Genomic DNA, 25,674 nt, shown 5'->3' with positions numbered 1-25,674 from the left:
AGAGCCCCAGAGCCTGCGCGTCCCGGCCGACACCTATCCTGGAAACCGGTCGGACAGCGCGGTCCGCTCTGATTACTTCCCGGACGTCCGGCCCGGTAAGCGGCGCCCGCCGCGTGAGACGGCCGTCCGGGTTCCCTCCAGACGAGCTTCAACACTGCAAGGAGCCGCACCTGTGAGCAGTGCCGACGACCAGACCACCACGACGACCAGCAGCGAGCTGCGCGCCGACATCCGCCGACTGGGTGACCTCCTCGGAGAGACCCTCGTCCGGCAGGAAGGCCCCGAGCTGCTGGAACTCGTCGAGAAGGTACGCCGACTCACCCGCGAGGACGGCGAGGCCGCCGCCGAACTGCTAAGCGGCACGGAACTGGAGACGGCGGCCAAGCTGGTCCGCGCCTTCTCCACCTACTTCCACCTCGCCAACGTCACCGAACAGGTCCACCGAGGCCGCGAACTGGGCGCCAAGCGCGCCGCCGAAGGCGGACTGCTCGCCCGCACCGCCGACCGCCTCAAGGACGCCGACCCCGAGCACCTGCGCGAGACCGTTCGCAACCTCAACGTGCGCCCCGTCTTCACCGCGCACCCCACCGAGGCCGCCCGCCGCTCCGTCCTCAACAAGCTGCGCCGCATCGCCGCCCTCCTGGACACCCCGGTCAACGAGTCCGACCGCCGCCGCCTCGACACCCGCCTCGCCGAGAACATCGACCTCGTCTGGCAGACCGACGAACTGCGCGTCGTACGCCCCGAGCCCGCCGACGAGGCCCGCAACGCCATCTACTACCTCGACGAACTCCACGCGGGCGCCGTCGGCGACGTCCTCGAAGACCTCACCGCCGAACTGGAGCGCGCCGGCGTCAAGCTCCCCGACGACACCCGCCCCCTCACCTTCGGCACCTGGATCGGCGGCGACCGCGACGGCAACCCCAACGTCACCCCCCAGGTCACCTGGGACGTCCTGATCCTCCAGCACGAGCACGGCATCAACGACGCCCTGGAGATGATCGACGAGCTGCGGGGCTTCCTCTCCAACTCCATCCGCTACGCGGGGGCGACGGAGGAGCTCCTGGCCTCCCTCCAGGCCGACCTCGACCGGCTCCCCGAGATCAGCCCCCGCTACAAGCGGCTCAACGCCGAGGAGCCCTACCGGCTCAAGGCCACCTGCATCCGGCAGAAGCTCGAGAACACCAAGCTGCGCCTCGCCAAGGGCACCGCCCACGAGGACGGCCGCGACTACCTCGGCACCGCCGAACTCATCGGCGACCTGCGCATCGTCCAGACCTCCCTGCGCGAACACCGCGGCAGCCTCTTCGCCGACGGCCGCCTCGCCCGCACCATCCGCACCCTGGCCGCCTTCGGCCTCCAGCTCGCCACCATGGACGTCCGCGAACACGCCGACGCCCACCACCACGCCCTCGGCCAGCTCTTCGACCGGCTCGGCGAGGAATCCTGGCGCTACGCCGACATGCCCCGCGAGTACCGCGCCAAGCTCCTCGCGAAGGAACTGCGCTCCCGCAGGCCCCTGGCCCCCACCCCGGCCCCCGTCGACGCGCCCGGCGAGAAGACCCTCGGCGTCTTCCAGACCATCAGGCGCGCCCTGGAGGTCTTCGGACCCGAGGTCGTCGAGTCCTACATCATCTCCATGTGCCAGGGTGCCGACGACGTCTTCGCGGCAGCCGTACTGGCCCGCGAGGCCGGACTCGTCGACCTGCACGCCGGCTGGGCCAAGATCGGCATCGTGCCGCTCCTGGAGACCACCGACGAGCTGAAGGCCGCCGACACCATCCTGGAGGACCTGCTCGCCGACCCCTCCTACCGGCGTCTGGTCGCCCTGCGCGGCGACGTCCAGGAGGTCATGCTCGGCTACTCCGACTCCTCCAAGTTCGGCGGCATCACCACCAGCCAGTGGGAGATCCACCGGGCGCAGAGGCGTCTGCGCGACGTCGCCCACCGCTACGGCGTGCGGCTGCGCCTCTTCCACGGCCGCGGCGGCACCGTCGGCCGCGGCGGCGGCCCCACCCACGACGCGATCCTCGCCCAGCCCTGGGGCACCCTCGAGGGCGAGATCAAGGTCACCGAGCAGGGCGAGGTCATTTCCGACAAGTACCTCATCCCGGCCCTCGCCCGGGAGAACCTGGAGCTGACCGTCGCGGCCACCCTCCAGGCCTCCGCCCTGCACACCGCGCCCCGCCAGTCCGACGAGGCCCTCGCCCGCTGGGACGCCGCGATGGACGTCGTCTCCGACGCGGCCCACACCGCCTACCGCAAGCTGGTCGAGGACCCCGACCTGCCGACGTACTTCCTGGCCTCCACGCCGGTCGACCAGCTCGCCGACCTGCACCTGGGCTCGCGGCCCTCCCGCCGCCCCGGCTCCGGCGTCTCACTCGACGGACTGCGCGCCATCCCGTGGGTCTTCGGCTGGACCCAGTCCCGGCAGATCGTCCCCGGCTGGTACGGCGTCGGCTCCGGGCTGAAGGCGCTGCGCGAGGCGGGCCTGCGGCAAGAAGGGGACACGGTCCTCGATGAGATGCACCAGCAGTGGCACTTCTTCCGCAACTTCATCTCCAACGTCGAGATGACCCTCGCCAAGACCGACCTGCGCATCGCCCAGCACTACGTCGACACTCTCGTGCCGGACGAGCTCAAGCACGTCTTCGACACCATCAAGGCCGAGCACGAACTCACCGTCGCCGAAGTCCTGCGCGTCACCGGCGAGAACGAACTGCTGGACGCCGACCCGGTCCTCAAGCAGACCTTCACCATCCGCGACGCCTACCTCGACCCGATCTCGTACCTCCAGGTCGCCCTCCTCGGCCGCCAGCGCGAGGCCGCCGCCGCGAACGAGGAAGCCGACCCGCTGCTCGCCCGGGCCCTGCTCCTCACGGTCAACGGCGTCGCCGCGGGCCTGCGCAACACCGGCTGACCGCAACCGGCGTACCGACGACGGTGCCCCCGCGCTCACCAGGAGCACGGGGGCACCGTCACGTTCACGTCGTACGCCGGAGCAGCAGAAGCAGCAGAAGCAGCAGAAGCAGCCGGAGCAGATGGAGAGCAGCCGGAGGCGTCACACCGCGAAGAACGCCGCCGTGAGCAGTGCCACTCCCGCCCCCGCCATCCCCCACGCCACCCGCGTGCGCCGCAACCCACCGGCCACCACCACCGACGCCAGCAGCAGCGCCCCGCCCAACGGCACCCACGCGTACAGCACCCCGGCCGGACCCGAGCGCACCACCTCGTCGCTGCCGGGCTTCACCACCACCGAGTACGTCCGGCCCTTCGCCACGGCGACCGAGTCCTCGACGACCACCCGCTCCCGCGCCTGCGACCCCGCCGACACCGGCGAGTACGGCCCACTGCACGAACCGCCGCCGCACCGCGTCACCTCGACCGTGCCCTGCTCCCGCCCCTTGGTCAGCAGCACGTACTGCGCCGTACCCCACGACGCCCACACACCCGCGATCAGGATCAGTGCCGTGACCGTCCCCATCCCCGCGATCCGGCCGAACCGCAGCAGAGCTGACGAGGCCTGACGAGGACGGGCGGCGGCAGAGGCAGGCATGGCCGGGATCATTGGCCATACCTGCGCGCTCGGTCAACTCACCCGCGAACCATCAGCGGACAAGTCAGGAGTTGTACGCGCTCTGCGCCCGCTCAAGACCCTCGATCACCAGAGCCTCCACCGCGTCCGCCGCCCGGTCCACGAAGTAGTCCAGCTCCTTGCGCTCCGCCGACGCGAAGTCCCGCAGCACGAAATCCGCCACCTGCATCCGCCCCGGCGGCCGGCCGATCCCGAACCGCACCCGGTGATACTCCGGACCCAGCGACTTCGTGATCGACTTCAGCCCGTTGTGCCCGTTGTCCCCACCGCCCAGCTTCAGCCGCAGCACGCCGTAGTCGATGTCCAACTCGTCATGGATCGCGACGATGTTGCCGACCGGCACCTTGTAGAAGTCCCGCAACGCCGTCACCGGCCCGCCCGACACGTTCATGAACGACATCGGCTTCGCCAGGATCACCCGCCGGCCGACCGGCCCCGGCGGACCGATCCGCCCCTCGACCACCTGCGCCTGCGCCTTGCCGTGCCGCTTGAACCGTGCCCCGATCCGCTCCGCCAGCAGATCCGCCACCATGAAACCGACGTTGTGCCGGTTCGCGGCGTACTCGGGGCCCGGATTGCCGAGCCCGGCCACCAGCCAGGGAGCGCCCGCGTCCGTCGTCACGTCCATGTCTCCTCACCTAGGACCTGTCCACACATACGCGTCGGCCGCTGCCCCGCACGGGAACAGCGGCCGACCAAACGATGACCGTAGGGGAGAGGGATCAGGCCTCGGCGGCCGTCTCGTCCTCGCCCTCGGCAGGGGCCTCCTCGGCCTGCGCCGACAGGACCTGCAGCACCACGGTGTCGCCCTCCACGTCCAGCTTCACACCGGACGGCAGCGCGATGTCCTTGGCCTGGATCGAGTCGCCGGCCTCCAGACCCGCCACCGACACGGTGACCTGCTGCGGAATGTGGGTGGCCTCGGCCTCGACCGGCAGCGCGTCCAGGACGTACTCCAGCAGGAACCCACCCGGGGCCAGCTCGCCCTCGGCCTGCACGGGGATCTCGACCGACACGGTCTCGCCGCGCTTCACCAGCTGCAGGTCGACGTGCTCCAGGAAGCCCTTGATCGGGTCACGCTGGATCGACTTCGGGATCGCCAGCTCGTTGGTCTTGCCGTCGATGTCCAGCGCGATCAGCACGTTCGACGTACGCAGCGCCATCAGCAGCTCGTGACCCGGAAGGGTCAGGTGCAGGGGGTCCGAACCGTGGCCGTACAGCACACCGGGGACCTTGTTGTCACGACGGATACGACGCGCGGCACCCTTGCCGAACTCGGTACGCGTCACGGCGGTGAGCTTTACCTCGGACATGATCACTCCTCGTAGAAAAATCAGGAACGGACGTGGTCACCCGGCCACGAACGGCCTGCTACGAAGAGCGCGTCGATAACGGACCGCCGTACACACGCCTTCGAAAAGACGCGTACGGCCTCCCTCGCCGAGCAACTTCAGCAGTCTACTCGCAGAGGAAGGCCGTACCCAAAACGATCAGAGGTCACGCAAGGAGCGAACCCTGCAGAACGGTTACTGCACGACGCTCACTGCTCGTCGAACAGGCTCGTCACCGAGCCGTCCTCGAACACCTCACGCACCGCACGCGCGATCGTCGGCGCGATCGACAGCACCGTGATCTTGTCCAGCTCCAGCTCGTTCGGCGTCGGCAGCGTGTCCGTGAACACGAACTCACTCACCTTCGAGTTCTTCAACCGGTCCGCCGCAGGACCCGACAGCACACCATGCGTCGCCGTCACGATGACGTCCTCCGCACCGTGCGCGAACAACGCGTCCGCCGCCGCACAGATCGTGCCACCCGTGTCGATCATGTCGTCGACCAGGACACAGATCCGGCCCTTCACATCACCGACCACCTCGTGCACCGTGACCTGATTCGCCACATCCTTGTCACGCCGCTTGTGCACGATCGCCAGCGGCGCGCCCAGCCGGTCGCACCACCGGTCCGCCACCCGCACCCGGCCCGCGTCCGGAGACACCACCGTCAGCTTCGAACGGTCCACCTTCGCGCCCACGTAGTCCGCGAGCAGCGGCAGCGCGAACAGATGGTCCACCGGGCCGTCGAAGAAACCCTGGATCTGATCCGTGTGCAGATCCACGGTCAGAATCCGGTCCGCACCCGCCGTCTTCATCAGATCGGCGATCAGACGCGCCGAGATCGGTTCACGCCCCCGGTGCTTCTTGTCCTGTCGCGCGTAACCGTAGAACGGCACGATGACCGTGATGGAGCGGGCCGACGCGCGCTTCAGCGCATCGATCATGATCAGCTGCTCCATGATCCACTTGTTGATCGGAGCCGTGTGGCTCTGGATCAGAAAACAGTCCGCACCTCGCGCCGACTCCTGATAACGCACATAGATCTCACCGTTCGCGAAATCGAAGGCCTTCGTCGGGACAACCCCGACACCCAACTGCTGGGCGACCTCCTCGGCAAGCTCGGGGTGGGCGCGGCCGGAAAAGAACATCAACTTCTTCTCGCCGGTCGTCTTGATCCCGGTCACAGCACTTTCTCCTCAGAGGTTTCGCAGCTGAGCGTCCTGAACGCTCTCCCGGCTGGGTGCGGGAGGCGTCTCAGCTGGTGGGGTGCGGATGTGCACTTATCACGGTACGCCGTGTTCGACGCGCCGGTTTCCGGTCAGTCCTCGCCGCCCGCCTCACGGGACACCGCCTCGGCCGCCTTCGCCGCCGCGCTCCCCGGACGCTTCCGAGCCACCCAACCCTCGATATTCCGCTGCTGGCCACGGGCCACGGCCAGCGAACCGGGCGGCACATCCTTCGTGATCACCGAGCCGGCGGCGGTGTACGCACCGTCCCCGACCGTGACAGGAGCCACAAACATGTTGTCCGAACCCGTCTTGCAGTGCGAGCCGACGGTCGTGTGGTGTTTGTTCTCCCCGTCGTAGTTCACGAACACACTCGCGGCACCGATGTTCGTGAACTCCCCGATCGTGGCGTCACCCACGTAGGACAGGTGCGGGATCTTCGTCCCCTCACCGATCGACGCGTTCTTCGTCTCGACGTACGTGCCGATCTTGGCCTTGCGGCCGAGACGGGTGCCCGGACGGAGATAGGCGTACGGGCCCACGCTCGCCTCCGGACCGACGTGCGAGCTGAAGGCGACGGTGTTGTCCACCCGCGCGCCCGCACCGACCCTGGTGTCCGTGAGACGGGAGTTCGGCCCGACCTCGCAGCCCTCGGCGAGATGCGTCGAGCCGTGCAACTGCGTACCCGGGTGAACGACGGCATCCTGCTCGAACGTCACCGTCACGTCGACCCACGTGGTCGCCGGATCCACCACCGTCACACCGGCCAGCATCGCCCGCGTCAGCAACCGGTCGTTGAGAATCCGACGGGCCTCGGACAACTGCACACGGTTGTTGATCCCCGCGATCTCCCGATGGTCACCGGCCACCGACGCACCGACCCGGTGCCCCGCCTCACGCAGGATCCCGAGAACGTCCGTCAGGTACTCCTCACCCTGACTGTTGTCCGTCCGCACCTTGCCCAGCGCATCGGCGAGCAGCTGCCCGTCGAAGGCGAACACCCCGGAGTTGATCTCCCGGATCGCCCGCTGCGACTCGGAGGCGTCCTTGTGCTCCACGATCGCGGTGACGGCACCCGAGGCACCGTCCCGCACGATCCGGCCGTACCCCGTCGCGTCCGGCACCTCCGCCGTCAGCACGGTGACCGCGTTTCCGTCGGAGGAGTGCGTGGCGGCGAGGGCCTTGAGCGTCTCGCCGGTCAGCAGCGGGGTGTCACCGCAGACGACCACGACGACCCCGTCCACGGCACCGCCCAACGCCTCCAGGCCCATCCGCACGGCGTGCCCGGTGCCGTTCTGCTGCTCCTGGACGGCGGTGCGTACGGCGGGGGCGACCTCGGCGAGGTGCGCGGTGACCTTCTCGCGGGCGTGCCCGACGACGACGACCAGGTTCTCGGGGTCCAGCTCGTCGGAGGCGGCGAGCACGTGCCCCACGAGGGACCGGCCGCACAGCTCGTGCAGGACCTTGGGTGTGGCCGACTTCATACGGGTGCCCTCACCCGCTGCGAGAACGACGACGGCTGCCGGGCGAATGGCGCTCACGGGATGCCCTTCGGCTTTGAGGGGGTGGGGGTGGACATCCGCAGGATACCGGGGCGGTTTGTGGCGGACATGAGTGCGGGCCCCGACAGTGATGTCAGGGCCCGGAAGCGACAGCTCCCCCATCAGGATTTGAACCTGAACTTAAGGGACCAAAACCCTCAGTGCTGCCTGATTACACCATGGGGGATGAAATTCGACTGAACCGGACATTTGGTCAGGTCGTCGAGTCGGCACCCAACACTATGCCGTACCAAGAGCCTTCGATGCGACGGTACAGATCGGCGCTTTTGCGGACCGACGGGTTCGAGCAGGTGGTGAACGGCCCGGGGTTCGCCAGTTCGAGGGATATCGCGTCCTATCGTTTGTCGAAAGTCACCGGAAAAGGGGCGGTGCGCGCCCGTAGGCTGGAGGCATGACCACGACGGGGGAAGACCACGTGCCGGCCCGGGGTGGGCCTTGGTGGTGGGACAGGCGGCGCGGCGCGGTGCTCGATGTGAGCCTCGGTGTCGTGTCGGCGTTGGAGTGCGCGGCGGAGGGGGTTCCGTTCGCGCGGGACGCCGGGATTCCGCTGGCGATGGGTGTGCTGTTCGGGCTGCTGGCCGGTTCGGTACTGGTGGTGCGGCGTAAGTGGCCGATCGCGGTGGTGCTGGTGGCGATCGCGATCACGCCGGCGGAGATGGGCTTCCTGCTGGGCATCGTGGGGCTCTACACGCTGGCGGCGTCGGAGTTGCCGCGGCGGATCATCGGGGCCCTGGCCGGGATGTCGTTCCTGGGGACGTTGATCGTGACGTTCGTCCGGTTGCGGCAGGGCATGGGCCGGGACGGCGTGGACCTGGGGGACTGGTTCTTCCCGTTCGCGTCGATCGGGTCGTCGCTCGGCTTGACCGCGCCGCCGCTGTTGCTGGGTCTGTACGTGGGGCAGCGGCGGCGGTTGATGGAGAGCCTGCGGGAGCGGGCGGACAGCCTGGAGCGGGAGTTGCAGTTGCTCGCGGAGCGGGCGGAGGAGCGTGCCGAGTGGGCGCGTGGTGAGGAGCGGACGCGGATCGCGCGGGAGATGCACGACGTGGTCGCGCACCGGGTGAGTCTGATGGTGGTGCATGCGGCGGCGCTGCAGGCGGTGGCTCGCAAGGATCCGGAGAAGGCGGTGAAGAACGCGGCCCTGGTGGGGGACATGGGGCGGCAGGCGCTGACGGAGTTGCGGGAGATGCTCGGGGTGTTGCGCAGTGGTGGGGAGGGTGCGCGGGCGGAGCGGGCGTCGGTGCCGTTGGCGGCGGTGGGGGTGGCTGCTGCGGCGGCGGCTTCGCGGGCTGCGGAGGACGGGGAGTCGTCGGACGGGCCGTGTCTGTCGGAGTTGGACGAGTTGGTCGGGCAGTCCGAGGCGGCCGGGATGGTCGTGAATCTGTCCGTGGAGGGGGAGGAGCGCGCGTATGCGGCGGAGGTGGAGTCGACGGCGTTCCGGGTGGTGCAGGAGGCGTTGACGAACGTGCACAAGCATGCGGCGGGTGCGAAGACGCATGTGCGGCTTGCGCATCGGGTCTCGGAGATCGCGATGCAGGTGGAGAACGAGCCGCCGCCGGAGGTCTCGGCGGCGTCGTCGGCACGGTTGCCGTCGGGTGGCAATGGGCTGGTGGGGATGAAGGAGCGGGTGGCCGCGCTGGGTGGTGTGTTCGTGTCGGGGCCGACCGATGCGGGGGGTTTCCGGGTGTCGGCGGTGATTCCGGCGTCGTAGCCCGGCCGTCGTGTGGTCGTCGCGTGGTCGGGTCAGCCTGTGGTGAGGCGGGCCGGCTGGGTGCCGGAGACGAGGGTGGCGAGGGCGGTGTCGATGTCGGGGCCGAGGTACCAGTCGCCGGTGTGGTCGAGGACGTAGACGCGGCCTTCGGCGTCGATGGCGATGAGCGCCTGGCTGTCGGTCTCGGTGCCGAGGGGGCAGGTCTGGGTGTCGAGGGCGCGGCCGAGGTCCCCGAGGGTGCGGGCCATGTGGAGGCCGTGCAGGGGGTCCAGGTGCAGGGTGGCGGGGGCGATCTGGCGGCCGGGCCCTGTGGGTGCGAGGTGGAGGCCGCCGAATTCGGCCCAGGCCTCGACCGCGGCGGGGAAGACGGTGTGGCGGTGTCCTGCGGGTGAGGTGTGTTCGCGCAGGGTGTCGGCCCAGATCTCGGCCTGTTTGATGTCCCAGCGTCCGGGTTGCCAGCCGGCGTCGCGCAGTGCGGCGTCGACGGGGACGGGGAAGCGGGTGGTGGAGGTGCGGTCGGCTTGCATCGGCCCTTGGTTCGTCTCGGTCGGCTCTTGCGGCTCGGTCGTGTCGTTCGTGTCGTGTGGCGCGGCTCGGTCGTGTGGGGGTGGCGGGTGGCCGGGTGTCAGTCCTCGCTGGTCGTGGGGTCGACGACGCGGACGCCGAAGTGGGCGCTGAGGGCGGTGCAGGCGCGGCAGGGTGCGGCGAAGGCGCCGTGGAGGGGGTCGCCGTCCTCGCGGATGCGGCGGGTGGTGAGTTTGGCGTGTTTGAGTGCTTTGCGGGCTTCGCCGTTGGTCATGGGTTTTCGTGCGGCGCGTTTGCTGCGGGCGGCGTCGGCGGTGGCGAGGTGGCGTGAGATGAGGATGGTCTCGGCGCAGCGGCCGGTGTAACGGTCTCGTTGACCGCTGGTGAGGGTGTCGAGGAAGTCCTGGACGAGATGGTGCAGAGCGGGCGGCGCGTCGGCGCGTGTCGCGGTGCCGGTGAGGGTGGTGCCGCGTACGGAGAGGGCGGCGGCGACGGTGGGGAGTATGCCGTCGCGGCGGTGCCGGAGGGTGGGGGCGTGCTGGGCGTCGGCGCTGCTCCAGCCGATGCGGGGGTCGCCGCCGCGGGGGTCGTCGGACCGCCCGGTGTCGGGTCCCGTCTGTGTCGCACTCATGATCGTCTTCCCCTCCTGAGCATCCCCCCGAAGGTCACAGAGTGCCAAATCCCGTGGCTGCTGTGGAAGCTGGGGCGTGGCGACACGCCCGGGTATGGGCGGTGTGTCACGGGAGGGTGACGGCTGGTCACGGAAGCGGAGGCGTGGGTGTCCGGCGCGGGGTCCGGTGCCGGTGACCCCTCTCGCCGTACCGCATAGGCTGTCGGGACCGCGATCGTATGCGGTGACCAGACAGTGCAGACAGATCAGACAGACGCCGCAGGGGGCAACCGCCATGACGACAGGTCGGCTCGGGCAGCAAGCCGCGCCGCCGAACGCGGCCTATGCCGGGCAGGTCGTGCATTTCCCGGATCCGGTGCGTGCGGCCCGTCACCCGAGAGGGGTACGGGTGGACGAGGGTGGTTACCCCGTCTTCGCGCCGTACGCCCGTGCGGTCGCGGAGATCGCGGATCCGCCGGAGGGGTTCGGGGTCGACGAGTTGCGGCTGACGGACTACGTGTCGGCCAACGCGGCTCTGTCGGCGTCGGGGCACGAGCTGTGGGACACGGTGCCGGCGGTGGCGACGCCGCACGGCTGGACGTGGCACCACGTGGCCGGTTCGCGGCGGATGGAGCTGGTCCCGGTGGAGGTGAAGGCGCTGCTGCGCCACCACGGCGGGATCTCGACGGCGGCGGTGGACCAGGGCAAGCGTGGTACGCGGCCGTTGCAGGAGACGCGTCCGGCGCATTTCGGTCTGCCGAAGTCGGGTGTGGCCGTCACGGAGCAGCAGGTGCAGGGTGTCGAGGAGGATCTCGGGTACCGGCTGCCGGGTGCGTACCGGTCGTTCCTGAAGGCGGCGGGTGGCTGCGCGCCGGCGGGCACGGCGCTCGACGCGGAGCTGGGGCTGCTGGTCGACCAGCCGTTCTTCACGGTGCGTGAGGAGGCGGCGGTCAATGACCTGGTCTATGTGAACAAGTGTCTGCGGGACCATCTGACGAAGGACTATCTGGGCGTCGCGTTCGTCCAGGGTGGTCTGCTCGCCGTGAAGGTGAAGGGCGAGCGGATCGGTTCGGTGTGGTTCTGTGCCTACGACGACGTGCGGGACGTGGATCCCTCGTGGCCGCCGGCGGAGCGCGTGGAGCGGCTGCTGGCGCCCTGCGGTGAGGACTTCGACGCGTTCCTGTCGCGGCTGGCGGGGTCCCCGCCGGAGCTGGAGACGGTGGCGAACCTGATGGTGGACGGCGGTTTCGCGCGTGCGGTGCCCGTGACGTCGGCGTCTGTAGGGGAGTGAGCTGACGATGGTGACGTACGCGCAGGCGCAGGAGCGCGCGGAGGAGTGGGTCAACGGCGAGCTGCCGGCGTATCAGCACCGTGAGGTGCGGGTGCGGGAGTTCGACCTCGGGTTCGTGGTGTGGGCGGAGGACCGGACGGACGGTCCGCGTTCGGACGGGGGTGCGCAGCGGCTGGTGATCGCCCGGGACAGCGGTGAGGCGACGCTGTGGCCCTCGCTTCCGGTGGGTGAGGTGATCCGCCGGTACGAGGAGGAGTACGGCGGTGCCGACGAGGCCGCGGCGTCCGCGCCGGCGCCTGCGGCGCGGGTGGATCTGAATCAGACGTCCTTCTTGCTGAGTCCGCCGGAGTGGTTGCAGGAGGCGGCGGACAGGATCGGCATTCCGGATCGCCGGCGGGGCGACGAGGGCGGCGGTGACACAGGGGGCGCCGGTGGTGCCGGTGGTGTCGGGGCCGGCGCCGGTGTCGGGTCGGGGGCCGGTGCCGCGCTTCCGGAGACGCAGGCCGGTGTGCCGTCGGCTCCCGCGGCGTCGGCGGATGCGCAGGGGAGTGGTCAGGGGAGCGGTGCGGGGTGGCCGGCCGCCGGGGCGGGCGCCGGTGGCTCCGGCGCGGGTGCGGGGGCGTCCGGTGCGCCGGGTGCGCCTGCCGGGGCGACTCCGTGGGCGGGGACGGACACCAACGCGGACGCCGGTGAGGACCGTTCCGTGCCGCTGCCCCAGACGGTGTTCGCGCCGCCGCTGAGCGGTTCCGACGACGACACGCCGCCGCCCTCCGTGACGCCGGACGCCAAGACGGCGCTGATGTCGGGCGGCAGCCGGCTTCCGCCGACGGCGCTCTCCCCGGCGCTCGGCGACCCGAACGCGCCGGCCGCGCCCGCCGGGGCGGGTACGCCGCCGCCCGCGCCGCCGACGCCGCCCGTGGTCCAGCCGTCCGCCGCCGCGGGTGCGCCCGCCACGCCGCCCCGGTCGCTCGCGCCGAACGCCGGGGACATCGCGGACGCCGCGACCAGCAAGGCGGCGCCTCCGCCGCGCCGTGGCGGTGGAGCGGGCACGCCGCCTCCGCCGAGCGCCCCGGGTGTGCCGGGCGCGCGTCCGGGGAGTACGCCCGCGCCGTCGGGGACTCCCGCGCCGGGTGCGCCGCCGGCGGGTGGCTACGTGCCGACGCAGTTGGTGTCGTCGCTCGGCCCCGAGGGGCCGGGCGGTCCGGGTACGCCGCCTCCGCCCAACGCGCCGCAGCCTCCGGCCGGGCCGGGGGCACCGGGTACGCCGCCTCCGCCGAGCGCTCCGGGTGCGCCGGGTACCCCGCCTGCGCCGAGCGCTCCGGGCGGGACGCCGCCGGGCGGGATGCACCATGCCGCCACGATGCTGGCCGACCCGGGCCGGACGGGCGGCGGTGCCCCTCAGCCTCCCGCGCCTCCAGGGCCTCCTGGTGCCCCCGGCGCTCCTGGCGCTCCCGGTGTGCCGGGTGCGCCTTCCGGGCCGGGTGCGCCGCCGCCTCCGCCGGCCGCTCCCGGGGTTCCGGGTGGCGCGTCCGGTGCGCCGGGGCCGCAGGGTTCTTCGGGTGGCGCGGGCGGTGCCGTGCACCACGCGCAGACCATGCTGGCCTCGCCCTCGGTGGGCGGTCCCGGTGGCATCGGCGCTCCGCCGCCGCCTCCGGGCGCGCCGGGTGCCCCCGGTGGCGGGCAGCCCATGCCGCCCGGTGCGGTGCCGCCGCCCGGGCAGCCCGGGCCCGGTCAGCCGCCGGCGTACGGCTATCCGCCGCAGCCCACCGGTCAGCCGACCGTCGGTCCCGGCTACCAGGCCGTGCTGCGCTACCGCGCGCAGGACGGCTCCGAGCAGCAGCTGATCCGGCGTTCCGCGCCGGGTACGCCGCACCCGGAGTGGCAGATGTTCCACGAGCTGCGGGCCATGAACGTGCCGCCGGACCAGGTGCTGGAGCTGCACACGGAGCTGGAGTCGTGCGAGCTGCCGGGTGCGTACTGCGCGCGGATGATCCGGGAGCAGTGGCCGCAGGCGCGGATCACCTCCATCGCGCCGTACGGTCTGGACCACGCGAGCCGGCAGCAGGGCATGCAGCAGCTGCTGGCGCACCAGGGCGAGTTGCACCAGGTGGCCGACGGTCCGGCACGCCCGGCGCCGGTGCGTGCTCCGCTGCCGCAGGTGCAGCCGGTACCGCCCGTTCCGCCGGAGGCCGTCGGGCAGGAGCTGGCCGGTGCGTTCGGTCCCGGGGTCTTCCGGTTCGAGCAGGCCGCGGTGTCCCGGCAGGGTGTGCCGCCGGTCGTGGCGCACACGCTGGTGGCCGCGGGGCTGCCGTCGGACATGGGCCCGTTCTTCTGGGCGCAGGCCCAGCCGGGGCGTCCGGTGCCGACGCTGGCGGAGCTGGCGGCCGAGCGGGGCGTGCAGCCAGCCTCGGACGCGGGGTCGTACCTCGTCGTGGGCAGTGACTTCGGCCGGGCGATCTGTGTGCAGTACGGCACGGCGGCCATCGTGGCGGTGCCGGTGGAGGCGGGTCCGGGCGGTGCGCCGGTGCCGCCGCAGTTCGTGAACACGGGGCTGCCGGAGTTCGCGCGCTGCCTGGCGCTGCTGGGCCGGATGTGGCGGCTCAGGTTCGGTCTGAACCAGGAGCAGGCGGGTCGCTGGACGGTGGATTTCCAGGCGCAGTTGGCCGCGCTGGACCCGGCGGCGCTCGGCTCGCCGGAGAGCTGGTGGTCGGTGCTGCTGGAGCAGATGTGGGACGGGCTGCTGTGAGGCGTTCGCGCCGCTGACGTGTCCGACGGGCGGGGCCCGGTCGACCTGTGAGGGTGACCGGGCCCCGCCCTTTGTGCGCGGTGTGTCGGACTATGAGGGCTTACATCCGATCCATAAAGTCGGTTAAGTCCATTTAGTACGGCAGGTTCACCACAGGGGTGTGATGAGCATGAGCGGCGCGGCGGCGTCTCCCCACGGCTTCGTGACCGTACGCGGGCGCGAGCGCGGCTACCGTCCCGAGCAGGTGGAGGAGTGCGCCGCGGGTCTCTCCGAGGACCGTGACGCGGCCTGGGAACGGGCCGCCCGCCTCACCGTGCTGGCCCGGGAGATGGAGGAGGAGCTCGAGGACCTGCGGGACGTGGTCGCACAGCTCACCTCGCAGGACTACGAGACGCTCGGGGAGCGCGCGCGGCACCTGTTCCAGCTCGGCCGGGAGGAGGCCGAGGCCGTACGTGAGGGGGCGCGCGGTGCGGCCGAGGGGCTGATGGAGGAGGCGCGGGAGTACGCGGCCGGGGTGCGGGAGGCGGAGGGGGCGCACGCCGACGCCGTACGCGACGAGGCCGACGAACGGGCCCGGCAGCGGCTGCTCGCGGCGCGCGCGGAGGCCGACGAGGCGCGGATCGAGGCGCGGCGCGAGGTGAAGGCCGCGCGCGGGGAGGCGCTCTCCGCGCTGCGCGAGATGCGCAGGCGCACCACCGGGATGCTGGCCGAGCAGCGCCGGGGGCTCGCCGAGCGGTGGGCCGCGGCGGAGCGGACCGAGCACGAGCGCGCACAGGCCCTGGACGCCCACCACGAGGAGTTGGTGGCGCGCGCCGAACAGGGGGTGCGCGAGGCGGAGCAGGACCTGGCCGACGCGCGGGAGGCGGCCGGACGGCGGCAGGAGGAGGCCCGGGCCCGGGCGGCCGAGGTGGTCGCCGAGGCCCGGGTGTGTCAGGAGCGGATCGCCCGCGAGACGGAACGGGTGCTGCGTGAGCACGGGGAGCGGTGGGACGAACTCCAGGCCCACATGGCCTCCGTGCGCAGCAATCTCAGTTCGCTGACGGGCCGGGCGGTGGAGTGAGGCCGAGGGGCCACTTCCCCGTCCCCGTCCCTGACGCCGGTGCTGGCGCCGACGCCGATGCCGGCACCCACGCCGTCAGTCGCCCCTGCGGACCGCCCCCGCCAGGATCCAGCTCTCCACCGCCTCGTAGTGCCGGCGCTGCTCCTGCGCCTTGCGCCGGCCGGAGAGCATCGTGCCCAGCCAGCCGCAGGCGAAGCCCAGCGGGATGGTGACCAGGCCCGTCGTGGTGAACGGGAACCAGTTGAAGTCGGCCTCGGGGAAGGCGGAGACCGGTGAGCCGGAGACCAGGTTGGTGCCCGGCATCAGGAGCAGGACGGCCAGCGAGCCCCCGATGAGGGTCCAGAGCAGGCCGGCACGCGTGTAGCGGCGCCAGAAGAGGCCGTAGACCAGGGCGGGGGCGATGGCCGAGGCGCCCAGGCAGAAGGACAGGGTCACCAGCGGCTGGAGGCTGCGGTGCTGGACGAGGGTGGCCAGGACGATCGCGGGGATGCCGACGGCCAGCGCCGAGACACGGGCCAGGGCCATCTCGCGGCGCGGTGACATCTCCTGTACGCGGGTGGCGAAGACGTCGTGGGCCAGGGAGTTGGCACAGGCGAGGATCATGCCGCCGACGGAGGCGAGCAGGGTGAGGAAGACGGCGGTGGTGACCATGGTGAAGAGGAACGTTTCCGCGGTGGACACCTGCGCGCCGAAGGCCGCCTGGGAGCCCAGCAGGTAGGCGGTGTTGCCCTGCGGGTCGATCCCCGCGACGACCGCCCGCCCCACCAGCGCCGTCGCGCCGAAGCCGACGACCGTGACGACCAGCACGAACAGCGCCACGCTCGACACCGCCCAGGACATCGAGCGGCGCACCTGGCGGGCGGAGGACGCGGTGTACATGCGCATGGTGACGTGGGGGAGGCAGGCGCCGCCGAGGACGACGGTCAGCTGCGAGGAGATCATGTCCGCGTCGGGGTGGGGGCCGCCGGCGAACTGGAGTCCCGAGTTCAGGAACGCCGAACCCACGCCGCTGCGGTCCGCCGCCGTGTCGAACAGCGCCGCCGGGTCCCAGTCGAAGCGGTTCAGGATCAGCACGGCGACCACGGCGCCCGAGCCGAGCAGCATCACGATCTTGAGGATCTGGATGAGGGCGGTGCCCTTCATCCCGCCGATCGCCGCGTAACTGATCATCAGCACGCCCAGGCCGATGATGCAGCCGGTCTGCAGCGACTCGCCGGAGAAACCGAGGACGAAGGCGAGCAGTTGGCCGGTGCCCGCGAGCTGCACCAGCATCAGCGGCAGGAGCGCCGCGATGGTCACGGCGCAGGCCGCGATGCGTACGCCCCGTCCCGGCATCCGGCGGGCCAGCGCGTCGCCCATCGTGAACCGGCCCGCGTTGCGCAGGGGTTCGGCCAGCAGGAACATCAGCAGCATCAGCGACAGCGCGGTGCTGAGCGCCAGCACGACCCCGTCGTAGCCGAAGAGGGCGATGACGCCGCCCGTGCCGAGCACGGACGCCGCCGAGATGTAGTCGCCGGCGATCGCGAGACCGTTGCGCATGGGGGACAGGGAGCTGTACCCGGTGTAGAACTCGTCGAGGTCGTCCCGGTCGGGGCCGGTCATCACGCACAGCAGCAGCGTGACGGTGGCGACGGCGGTGAAGCCGACCAGGGACATCGTCTGGGCGTTGCCGCTGAACTCCGTCATCGTCCCGCCTCCCGCCGGGCGTCCAGTTCGGCCTCCTTGCGGATCCGGTCCGCGAGCGGGTCGACGCGGCGTCGGGCGGTGTGCTCGTACAGCGCGATCGCCAGCCAGGTGACGGGGAGTTGGACCAGGGCGAGCAGCAGCCCGGTGGGCAGCCCGCCGGCGGCGGTGCCGGTCATGAACCCGGGCGCGTACGCGGACAGGATCAGGAACAGCGTGAAGTAGCCGAGCGCGGTGAGCGTGGCGGTGCGCCGCTGCCAGCGGTAGGCGCTGCGCAGGATCCGCAGGTCGCTGTGGCGCCCGAGCGGATCACGCCGGGGAGCCCTGTGGGTGGCCGGCGGTGGGGCGTACGGAGGTGGGGGGTACGACGGTGGGGCGTACGACGGTGGGGCGTACCGCGGTGCGGGGTTCTGCGGTGCGGGATGCGGCGGGGTGGAGTACGGCGGTGGTGGTCGGTGCGGGTACGACGGGGACGGGTCGTAGGACATCCCGGTTCTCCTTGCGCGGCTTGGGTCCGAGCGGCGGACCGCAGGAGGTGGGGGGCGGGAGCCCCGCACGTTACTCGCGGGTTGTGTAACGCGCTGCGTTTTGGCCAAACTGATCGGTCGGTATGTGGCCCCCGGAAGTGCCCGCTTGAACCTGACGCGGCGGAAGGGTGGACGCTCGGTGCGTCTCAGGGTGGAGAGCGACCCCGAGGCCCGCTCCACCGGAGGGTGGACTGCCCCTAGGGGTACCTCCGTACTACGGCTCGGGGAGGGTTCGTACCGGCGGAGGACGAGACGGACCCGGTGGCGTCCTTAATCTGGCTTTACGCCGCTGGGGGGTGGCGAACCGGACCCGCGGGGGTGGGGTTTTCCCCAGCAAAAGAGTGCGCTGAACACCAGCGCGGTCGACCCCCTGTTGCGGACAGACTCTTCGAGACAAGCAGCACGGACACCACGACGTCACGACACCACGACGTGACGACACCACGACGGTCGCGGCAGCGTACGCCGCCGGCACCGGCGGCTCACCCGATGACCGACATAGGAGACTTGACATGACATCGGCCGTAAGTATTCCCACGCACGGGAGCACTGGAGGGCGTACGGCCGTTGCCGCGCGAGCGCGGCAGGTCGTGAAGGCCTACGGATCGGGTGAGACCCGGGTGGTCGCCCTCGACCACGTGGACGTGGACATCGCCCGCGGCCAGTTCACCGCCATCATGGGCCCGTCGGGATCCGGCAAGTCCACGCTGATGCACTGCCTGGCCGGCCTGGACACCGTCACCGGCGGGCAGATCTACCTCGACGAGACCGAGATCACCGGCCTGAAGGACAAGAGGCTCACGCAACTGCGCCGGGACCGGATCGGCTTCATCTTCCAGGCGTTCAACCTGCTCCCGACGCTCAACGCGATCGAGAACATCACGCTGCCCATGGACATCGCCGGCCGCAAGTACGACCGCGCGTGGCTGGACCGGGTCGTGGAGACCGTGGGGCTCGCCGGCCGGCTCAAGCACCGGCCCACCCAGCTCTCCGGCGGCCAGCAGCAGCGGGTCGCGGTGGCGCGGGCCCTGGCCGCCCGGCCCGAGATCATCTTCGGTGACGAACCGACCGGAAACCTCGACTCGCGGGCCGGCGCCGAGGTGTTGGGCTTCCTGCGCCGCTCGGTCACCGAGCTGGGCCAGACCATCGTGATGGTCACCCACGACCCGGTGGCCGCCAGCTACGCGGACCGGGTGCTGTACCTCGCCGACGGCCGGATCGTGGACGAGATGCTCCAGCCGACCGCGGACGCCGTGCTCGACCGCATGAAGGACTTCGACGCCCGGGGGCGCACGTCATGACCGTCGTGAAGACCTCGATGCGCAACTTCTTCGCGCACAAGGGCCGCATGGCGCTCTCGGCGGTAGCGGTGCTGCTGTCGGTGGCGTTCGTCTGCGGCACCCTGGTGTTCACCGACACGATGAACACCACCTTCGACAAGCTCTTCGCGGTCACCTCGTCCGACGTGACGGTCATGCCGAAGGACGCCAAGAGCGACGACAGCCCGCAGAGCGGAGTGCCCGAGGCCCTGCCCGCCTCCGCGCTCGAGCAGGTCCGGGGCGTCGAGGGCGTCAAGTCGGCCGAGGGCGCGGTCAGTTCGATGAACGTGACCGTCGTCGACAAGGACAACGACAACGTGGGCGCCACCAGCGGCGCCCCGACCATCGCGGGGAACTGGACGAAGAACGACCTGCGGTCGATGGAGATCACCTCCGGGCACGCCCCGCGCGGGCCGACCGAGGTGATGGTCGACGCCGACACCGCCGACAAGCACGACCTGAAGATCGGCGACGAACTGCGCACCATCGCGCAGACCGGCGACTTCAAGACGAAGATCGTCGGCGTCGCCTCCTTCACCGTGACCAACCCCGGTGCCGCGGTCCTCTACTTCGACACCGCCACCGCCCAGCGTGAACTGCTCGGCGGCGCCGGCAAGTTCACCCAGCTCAACGTCACCGCCGCCGCCGGCGTCTCCGACGCGCAGCTCAAGCAGCACGTCACCGAGGCCCTGGGCAGCGGCACCTACAAGGTCCAGACGGGCAAGGAGAACGCCGACGAGAACCGCGAGGGCATCGGCGAGTTCATGGACGTCATCAAGTACGCCATGCTCGGCTTCGCCGGCATCGCGTTCCTGGTCGGCATCTTCCTGATCATCAACACCTTCTCCATGCTGGTCGCCCAGCGCACCCGCGAGATCGGCCTGATGCGGGCCATCGGGTCCTCCCGCCGGCAGGTCAACCGATCGGTGCTGGTCGAGGCCCTCTTCCTCGGCGTCGTCGGTTCGATCCTCGGTGTCGCGGCCGGTGTCGGAATCGCCGTCGGCCTGATGAAGCTGATGTCGGCGGCGGGCATGAACCTGTCCACCGACGACCTGACCGTCAAGACGGCGACCCCCGTGCTCGGCCTGGTCCTCGGCATCGTGGTCACCGTCCTGGCCGCCTACCTCCCGGCCCGCCGCGCCGGCAAGATCTCCCCGATGGCCGCCCTGCGCGACGCCGGCACGCCGGCCGACGGCAAGGCCGGCTGGATACGCGGACTGATCGGCCTGGTGCTCACCGGCACCGGGGTCGCCGCCCTGCTCACGGCAGCCTCCGCCGACAAGGCGAGCGACGGTTCGATGATGCTCGGCGCGGGCATCGTGCTGTCCCTCATCGGCTTCGTCGTCATCGGCCCGCTGCTGGCCGGCTTCGTGGTGCGGGTGATCAGCGCGGTGCTGCTGCGGGCCTTCGGTCCCGTGGGCCGGCTGGCCGAGCGCAACGCCCTGCGCAACCCGCGCCGCACCGGCGCCACCGGTGCCGCCCTGATGATCGGCCTCGCACTGGTGGCCTGCCTCTCGGTCGTCGGCTCCTCCATGGTCGCCTCGGCCACCAGCGAGCTGGACAAGACGGTCGGCGCGGACTTCATCGTCCAGGGCAACCAGCGGATCGTGCCGCAGGCCGAGAAGGCCATGCAGGACACCCCCGGCCTGGAGCACGTCACCCGCTACAAGGTGCTCGACGCCACGCTGACCTCGCCCGACGGCAAGACGGACGACGACGGCGTCACGGCCGCGGACCCGACCTACGCCCAGGACGTGCGCCGTGCGACGACGGAGGGCAAGCTCACCGCCGCCTACGGCACCGACGCCATGTCGGTCGGCTCGGACTACGCCGAGAAGCACGGCGTGCACGTCGGCGACACCCTCTCCGTCGCCTTCAAGGGCGGTGAGAGGGCGAAGCTCGAGGTCGCCGCGATCACCAGCGACGACGTGGCCATCGACCAGGGCGCCCGGTACATCAGCCTCGAGACGATGCGGAAGTACCTGCCGGCCGACAGCGTCCCGCCGAACACGATCATGTTCGCCAAGGCGAAGGACGGCCAGGCCGACCAGGCGTACGCGGCGCTGAAGAAGTCCATGGACGCCTACCCGCAGTACCAGGTGGCCGACCAGACCGACTACAAGCAGGAGCTGAAGGACCAGGTCGGCCAGCTGCTGAACATGGTCTACGGCCTGCTCGCCCTGGCGATCATCGTCGCCGTCCTCGGTGTGGTGAACACCCTGGCGCTGTCGGTGGTCGAGCGGACCCGCGAGATCGGCCTGATGCGGGCGATCGGCCTCTCCCGCCGCCAGCTGCGCCGCATGATCCGCATGGAGTCCGTCGTCATCGCCCTCTTCGGTGCCCTGCTGGGCCTCGGGCTCGGCATGGGCTGGGGCGCCACCGCGCAGAAGCTGCTCGCCCTGGAGGGACTGAACGTCCTCGACATCCCCTGGCCGACGATCATCGGCGTCTTCATTGGCTCGGCCTTCGTGGGCCTGTTCGCCGCCCTGGTCCCGGCCTTCCGGGCGGGCCGCATGAACGTCCTGAACGCCATCGCGACGGAGTAGCACCCCAGAGCCACCGCACACGGGGGTTGCGGGGGAGGGCCCGGCGCCGACGTCCCAGGGGGACGGAGGCGCCGGGCCTCTTTTGGGTCACACTTCTGAACCCACTGAGTCGGGTGGCCGGTGGGCACAGGCCGGGGGGCCAGGGGGCGGAGCCCCCTGATGCGGCCACTGCGGCGCCGGCCACCGCGTACCCGGCGTCATCCACAGCCCCGACGCCGGCGAGCAGACCGACGTAACCTGGAGACCCCCGACCCCCACCGAGTCGGGCTATTCGTGTTGTCCCACCCCAGGACGGAAGCGCCCCCTCCATGAGCCTGCACGGTCTGCTCGACGCCGTCGTCAAGGACACCGCCCTCGCGGAAGCGATCTCGGCTGCCGCAGACGGCAACCGCATGCACGTCGACCTGGTCGGCCCGCCCGCGGCCCGCCCCTTCGCGATCGCCGCCCTGGCCCGCGACACGGGCCGCCCGGTGCTTGCGGTGACCGCGACGGGGCGCGAGGCGGAGGACCTGGCCGCGGCCCTGCGCTCGCTGCTGCCGCCCGAGGGCGTCGTGGAGTACCCGTCCTGGGAGACCCTCCCGCACGAGCGGCTCAGCCCCCGCAGCGACACCGTCGGCCGCCGCCTGGCCGTCCTGCGGCGCCTGGCCCACCCCCGCCCCGACGACCCCGAGACCGGCCCGGTCTCCGTGGTGGTCGCACCCGTACGCTCCGTGCTCCAGCCGCAGGTCAAGGGCCTCGGCGACCTGGAGCCGGTGGCGCTGCGCACCGGGCGGAGCGCCGACCTGGAGGAGATCGTCCAGGCCCTGGCGGCGGCCGCGTACGCGCGCGTCGAGCTGGTGGAGAAGCGCGGCGAGTTCGCCGTGCGCGGCGGCATCCTGGACGTGTTCCCGCCGACCGAGGAGCACCCGCTGCGCGTCGAGTTCTGGGGCGACGACGTCGAGGAGATCCGCTACTTCAAGGTCGCCGACCAGCGCTCCCTGGAGGTCGCCGAGCACGGCCTGTGGGCCCCGCCCTGCCGCGAGCTGCTGCTCACCGACGACGTGCGAGAGCGGGCGCGGGTCCTCGCCGAGGACCACCCCGAGCTGGGCGAACTGCTCGGCAAGATCGCCGAGGGCATCGCCGTCGAGGGCATGGAGTCCCTGGCGCCCGTCCTCGTGGACGACATGGAACTGCTCCTCGACGTGCTGCCCAAGGGTGCGATGGCCCTGGTCTGCGACCCGGAGCGGGTGCGTACGCGGGCCGCCGACCTGGTCGCGACGTCGCAGGAGTTCCTCCAGGCGTCCTGGGCCGCCACCGCGGGCGGGGGCGAGGCGCCGATCGACGTCGACGCGGCTTCCCTGTGGTCCATCGCGGACGTCCGGGACCGGGCCCGCGAACTGGACATGATGTGGTGGTCGGTGTCGCCGTTCGCCGCCGACGACGCGCTGGACGACGCCGACACCCTCAAGCTCGGCATGCACGCCCCCGAGACCTACCGCGGCGACACCGCCAAGGCACTGGCCGACACCAAGGGCTGGCTCGCCGACGGCTGGCGTGCCGTCTACGTCACCGAGGGCCACGGCCCCGCGTCCCGCACCGTCGAGGTCCTCGGCGGCGAGGGCATCGCCGCCCGCCTCGACAACGACCTCGGCACCCTCAGCCCCTCCGTCGTCCACGTCTCCTGCGGCTCGATCGAGCACGGCTTCGTCGACCAGGCGCTCAAGCTCGCCGTGCTCACCGAGACCGACCTGACCGGTCAGCGGGCGGCCGGCCGCGAGGGCGCGCGGATGCCCGCCCGGCGCCGCAAGACCATCGACCCGCTCACCCTCGAGGCGGGCGACTACATCGTCCACGAGCAGCACGGCGTCGGCCGCTACATCGAGATGGTGCAGCGCACCGTCCAGGGCGCCACCCGCGAGTACCTGGTCGTGGAGTACGCCCCCGCCAAGCGCGGCCAGCCCGGCGACCGGCTCTACATCCCCACCGACCAGCTGGAGCAGATCACCAAGTACGTCGGCGGCGAGGCCCCCACCCTGCACCGCCTCGGCGGCGCCGACTGGACCAAGACCAAGGCCCGCGCCAAGAAGGCGGTCAAGGAGATCGCCGCCGACCTGATCAAGCTGTACAGCGCGCGGATGGCGGCGCCGGGCCACGCGTTCGGCGCGGACACCCCCTGGCAGCGCGAGCTGGAGGACGCGTTCCCCTACGTGGAGACGCCGGACCAGCTCACCACCATCGCCGAGGTCAAGGACGACATGGAGAAGACGGTCCCGATGGACCGCCTGATCTGCGGCGACGTGGGCTACGGCAAGACGGAGATCGCGGTGCGCGCCGCTTTCAAGGCCGTCCAGGACGGCAAGCAGGTGGCCGTACTCGTCCCCACGACCCTGCTGGTGCAGCAGCACTTCGGGACGTTCGGCGAGCGGTACGCGCAGTTCCCGGTGAACGTGCGGGCGCTGTCCCGCTTCCAGACCGACACCGAGTCGAAGGCGACCCTGGAGGGCCTGCGCGAGGGCTCGGTGGACATCGTCATCGGCACCCACCGCCTGTTCTCCTCCGAGACGAAGTTCAAGGACCTGGGCCTGGTCATCGTCGACGAGGAGCAGCGCTTCGGCGTCGAGCACAAGGAGCAGCTGAAGAAGCTCCGCGCCAACGTCGACGTCCTGACCATGTCCGCCACCCCCATCCCGCGCACCCTGGAGATGGCGGTCACCGGCATCCGCGAGATGTCCACGATCACCACCCCGCCGGAGGAGCGCCACCCGGTGCTGACCTTCGTCGGCCCCTACGAGCACCGGCAGATCGGCGCCGCGATCCGCCGCGAGCTGCTGCGCGAGGGCCAGGTCTTCTACATCCACAACCGCGTCGAGTCCATCGACCGCGCGGCGGCCAAGCTGCGCGAGATCGTCCCCGAGGCGCGCATCGCCACCGCCCACGGCCAGATGTCCGAGCAGGCGCTGGAGCAGGTCGTGGTCGACTTCTGGGAGAAGAAGTTCGACGTGCTGGTCTCCACGACCATCGTCGAGTCCGGCATCGACATCTCCAACGCCAACACCCTCATCGTCGAGCGCGGCGACAACTTCGGCCTCAGCCAGCTCCACCAGCTGCGCGGTCGCGTCGGCCGAGGCCGCGAGCGCGGCTACGCGTACTTCCTGTACCCGCCGGAGAAGCCCCTGACGGAGACGGCCCACGAGCGCCTGGCGACCATCGCCCAGCACACCGAGATGGGCGCGGGCATGTACGTGGCGATGAAGGACCTGGAGATCCGCGGCGCGGGCAACCTGCTCGGCGGCGAGCAGTCCGGCCACATCGCCGGCGTCGGCTTCGACCTGTACGTACGGATGGTCGGCGAGGCCGTCGCCGACTACCGGGCCTCCCTGGAGGGCGGCGTGGAGGAGGAGCCGCCGCTCGAGGTCAAGATCGAGCTGCCCGTCGACGCGCACGTCCCGCACGACTACGCCCCCGGCGAGCGGCTGCGGCTCCAGGCCTACCGGTCCATCGCCTCCGCGAACAGCGAGGAGGACGTCAAGGCCGTACGCGAGGAACTCGTCGACCGCTACGGCAAGTTGCCGGAGCCGGTGGAGAACCTGCTGCTGGTCGCGGGCCTTCGCATGCTCGCGCGGGCGTGCGCCGTCGGCGAGGTCGTGCTCCAAGGCAACAACATCCGCTTCGCGCCGGTGGAGTTGCGTGAGTCCCAGGAGCTGCGGCTCAAGCGGCTCTACCCCGGAAGCGTCATCAAGGCGGGCACGCACCAGGTCCTCGTGCCGCGCCCGAAGACCGCGAAGGTGGGCGGCAAGCCGCTGGTCGGGCGGGAGCTGCTCGGCTGGGTGGGGGAGTTCCTGACCTCGATCCTCGGGTCGTAGCGCCTCCACCCCCGGGTCGTAGCGCCTCCACCCTCGGGTCGTAGCCACCGATGGGGAAGCCGTCCACGGGACCTGCCCGTGGACGGCTTCGCCGTAGGTCGAG

Annotated in this window: 17 protein-coding genes; 8 read left to right on the top strand and 9 right to left on the bottom strand. The window is 71.2% G+C overall.

From position 1 onward, the window contains the following. Positions 1-172 precede the first annotated feature (172 nt). A complete protein-coding gene (gene ppc, locus ACGH7X_RS16265) occupies positions 173-2,920 on the top strand; it encodes a phosphoenolpyruvate carboxylase (protein WP_399886011.1) in 2,748 nt (915 codons plus the stop codon). 141 nt (positions 2,921-3,061) lie between these two features. On the opposite strand, the gene ACGH7X_RS16260 is transcribed toward ppc, so the two are convergent. The 5 genes from ACGH7X_RS16260 to glmU form a co-directional block, all read right to left on the bottom strand. Continuing rightward, a complete protein-coding gene (locus ACGH7X_RS16260; protein ID WP_399886009.1) occupies positions 3,062-3,568 on the bottom strand; it encodes a hypothetical protein in 507 nt (168 codons plus the stop codon). Positions 3,569-3,620: 52 nt separating this feature from the next. Beyond that, the gene (gene pth / locus ACGH7X_RS16255) at positions 3,621-4,223 is read right to left on the bottom strand and encodes an aminoacyl-tRNA hydrolase (protein ID WP_399886007.1); all 603 of its coding nucleotides are present in this window, start codon (positions 4,221-4,223) and stop codon (positions 3,621-3,623) included. Positions 4,224-4,317: 94 nt separating this feature from the next. After that, on the bottom strand, positions 4,318-4,908 hold the full coding sequence (locus tag ACGH7X_RS16250) for a 50S ribosomal protein L25/general stress protein Ctc (RefSeq protein ID WP_399886005.1): 591 nt from the start codon (positions 4,906-4,908) through the stop codon (positions 4,318-4,320). A 227-nt stretch (positions 4,909-5,135) separates the two neighbouring features. After that, positions 5,136-6,110, bottom strand: coding sequence for a ribose-phosphate diphosphokinase (locus ACGH7X_RS16245; RefSeq protein ID WP_399886003.1), 975 nt, complete (start codon positions 6,108-6,110; stop codon positions 5,136-5,138). Positions 6,111-6,244: 134 nt separating this feature from the next. Continuing rightward, the gene (glmU, locus tag ACGH7X_RS16240; RefSeq protein ID WP_399886001.1) at positions 6,245-7,693 is read right to left on the bottom strand and encodes a bifunctional UDP-N-acetylglucosamine diphosphorylase/glucosamine-1-phosphate N-acetyltransferase GlmU; all 1,449 of its coding nucleotides are present in this window, start codon (positions 7,691-7,693) and stop codon (positions 6,245-6,247) included. Between the two features lie 412 nt (positions 7,694-8,105). Between glmU and ACGH7X_RS16235 the strand changes: the two genes are divergently transcribed. Continuing rightward, positions 8,106-9,422 carry a sensor histidine kinase gene (locus tag ACGH7X_RS16235; RefSeq protein ID WP_399885999.1) on the top strand — a complete coding sequence of 439 codons (1,317 nt, stop codon included), beginning with the start codon at positions 8,106-8,108 and terminating at the stop codon, positions 9,420-9,422. A gap of 32 nt (positions 9,423-9,454) precedes the next feature. Here ACGH7X_RS16235 and ACGH7X_RS16230 read toward each other — a convergent pair whose 3' ends face one another. Further along, complete coding sequence (locus tag ACGH7X_RS16230) at positions 9,455-9,949, bottom strand: SUKH-3 domain-containing protein (protein ID WP_399885998.1); 495 nt, start codon at positions 9,947-9,949, stop codon at positions 9,455-9,457. Positions 9,950-10,047: 98 nt separating this feature from the next. Then, positions 10,048-10,578 carry a YwqJ-related putative deaminase gene (locus ACGH7X_RS16225; RefSeq protein ID WP_399885996.1) on the bottom strand — a complete coding sequence of 177 codons (531 nt, stop codon included), beginning with the start codon at positions 10,576-10,578 and terminating at the stop codon, positions 10,048-10,050. 274 nt (positions 10,579-10,852) lie between these two features. Here ACGH7X_RS16225 and ACGH7X_RS16220 point away from each other — a divergent pair, with 274 nt between their 5' ends. The 3 genes from ACGH7X_RS16220 (at position 10,853) to ACGH7X_RS16210 (ending at position 15,654) form a co-directional block, all read left to right on the top strand. Further along, entirely contained in the window at positions 10,853-11,848 is a 996-nt protein-coding gene (locus tag ACGH7X_RS16220; RefSeq protein ID WP_399885994.1) for an SMI1/KNR4 family protein, read from the top strand. 7 nt (positions 11,849-11,855) lie between these two features. Next, positions 11,856-14,594 (top strand): SUKH-4 family immunity protein, encoded by a 2,739-nt coding sequence (locus ACGH7X_RS16215; RefSeq protein WP_399885992.1) that lies wholly within the window; start codon positions 11,856-11,858, stop codon positions 14,592-14,594. A 169-nt stretch (positions 14,595-14,763) separates the two neighbouring features. Continuing rightward, the gene (locus ACGH7X_RS16210) at positions 14,764-15,654 is read left to right on the top strand and encodes a cellulose-binding protein (RefSeq protein ID WP_399897060.1); all 891 of its coding nucleotides are present in this window, start codon (positions 14,764-14,766) and stop codon (positions 15,652-15,654) included. 75 nt (positions 15,655-15,729) lie between these two features. Here ACGH7X_RS16210 and ACGH7X_RS16205 read toward each other — a convergent pair whose 3' ends face one another. After that, positions 15,730-17,340: a cation acetate symporter gene (locus ACGH7X_RS16205; protein ID WP_399885990.1), complete on the bottom strand. Its 1,611-nt coding sequence runs from the start codon at positions 17,338-17,340 to the stop codon at positions 15,730-15,732. Next, a complete protein-coding gene (locus ACGH7X_RS16200) occupies positions 17,337-17,825 on the bottom strand; it encodes a DUF485 domain-containing protein (RefSeq protein ID WP_399885987.1) in 489 nt (162 codons plus the stop codon). The genes ACGH7X_RS16205 and ACGH7X_RS16200 overlap by 4 nt, the downstream gene beginning before the upstream one ends. Before the next feature lie 551 nt (positions 17,826-18,376). Between ACGH7X_RS16200 and ACGH7X_RS16195 the strand changes: the two genes are divergently transcribed. The 3 genes from ACGH7X_RS16195 to mfd all read left to right on the top strand — a co-directional run bounded on the left by ACGH7X_RS16195 (position 18,377) and on the right by mfd (position 25,571). Continuing rightward, entirely contained in the window at positions 18,377-19,165 is a 789-nt protein-coding gene (locus ACGH7X_RS16195) for an ABC transporter ATP-binding protein (RefSeq protein ID WP_399885985.1), read from the top strand. Continuing rightward, positions 19,162-21,729: an ABC transporter permease gene (locus tag ACGH7X_RS16190; protein ID WP_399885982.1), complete on the top strand. Its 2,568-nt coding sequence runs from the start codon at positions 19,162-19,164 to the stop codon at positions 21,727-21,729. Before ACGH7X_RS16195 ends, ACGH7X_RS16190 begins: the two co-directional genes overlap by 4 nt. Before the next feature lie 308 nt (positions 21,730-22,037). Then, positions 22,038-25,571, top strand: a complete 3,534-nt coding sequence (mfd, locus tag ACGH7X_RS16185; protein ID WP_399885979.1) for a transcription-repair coupling factor — start codon at positions 22,038-22,040, stop codon at positions 25,569-25,571. Positions 25,572-25,674: the final 103 nt, after the last annotated feature.

The organism is Streptomyces sp. BBFR51 (genome assembly GCF_044591655.1).
Taxonomy (GTDB): domain Bacteria; phylum Actinomycetota; class Actinomycetes; order Streptomycetales; family Streptomycetaceae; genus Streptomyces.
The sequence above is the reverse complement of the archived record's forward strand: the minus strand, read 5'-3'. Positions and strand labels throughout refer to the sequence as shown.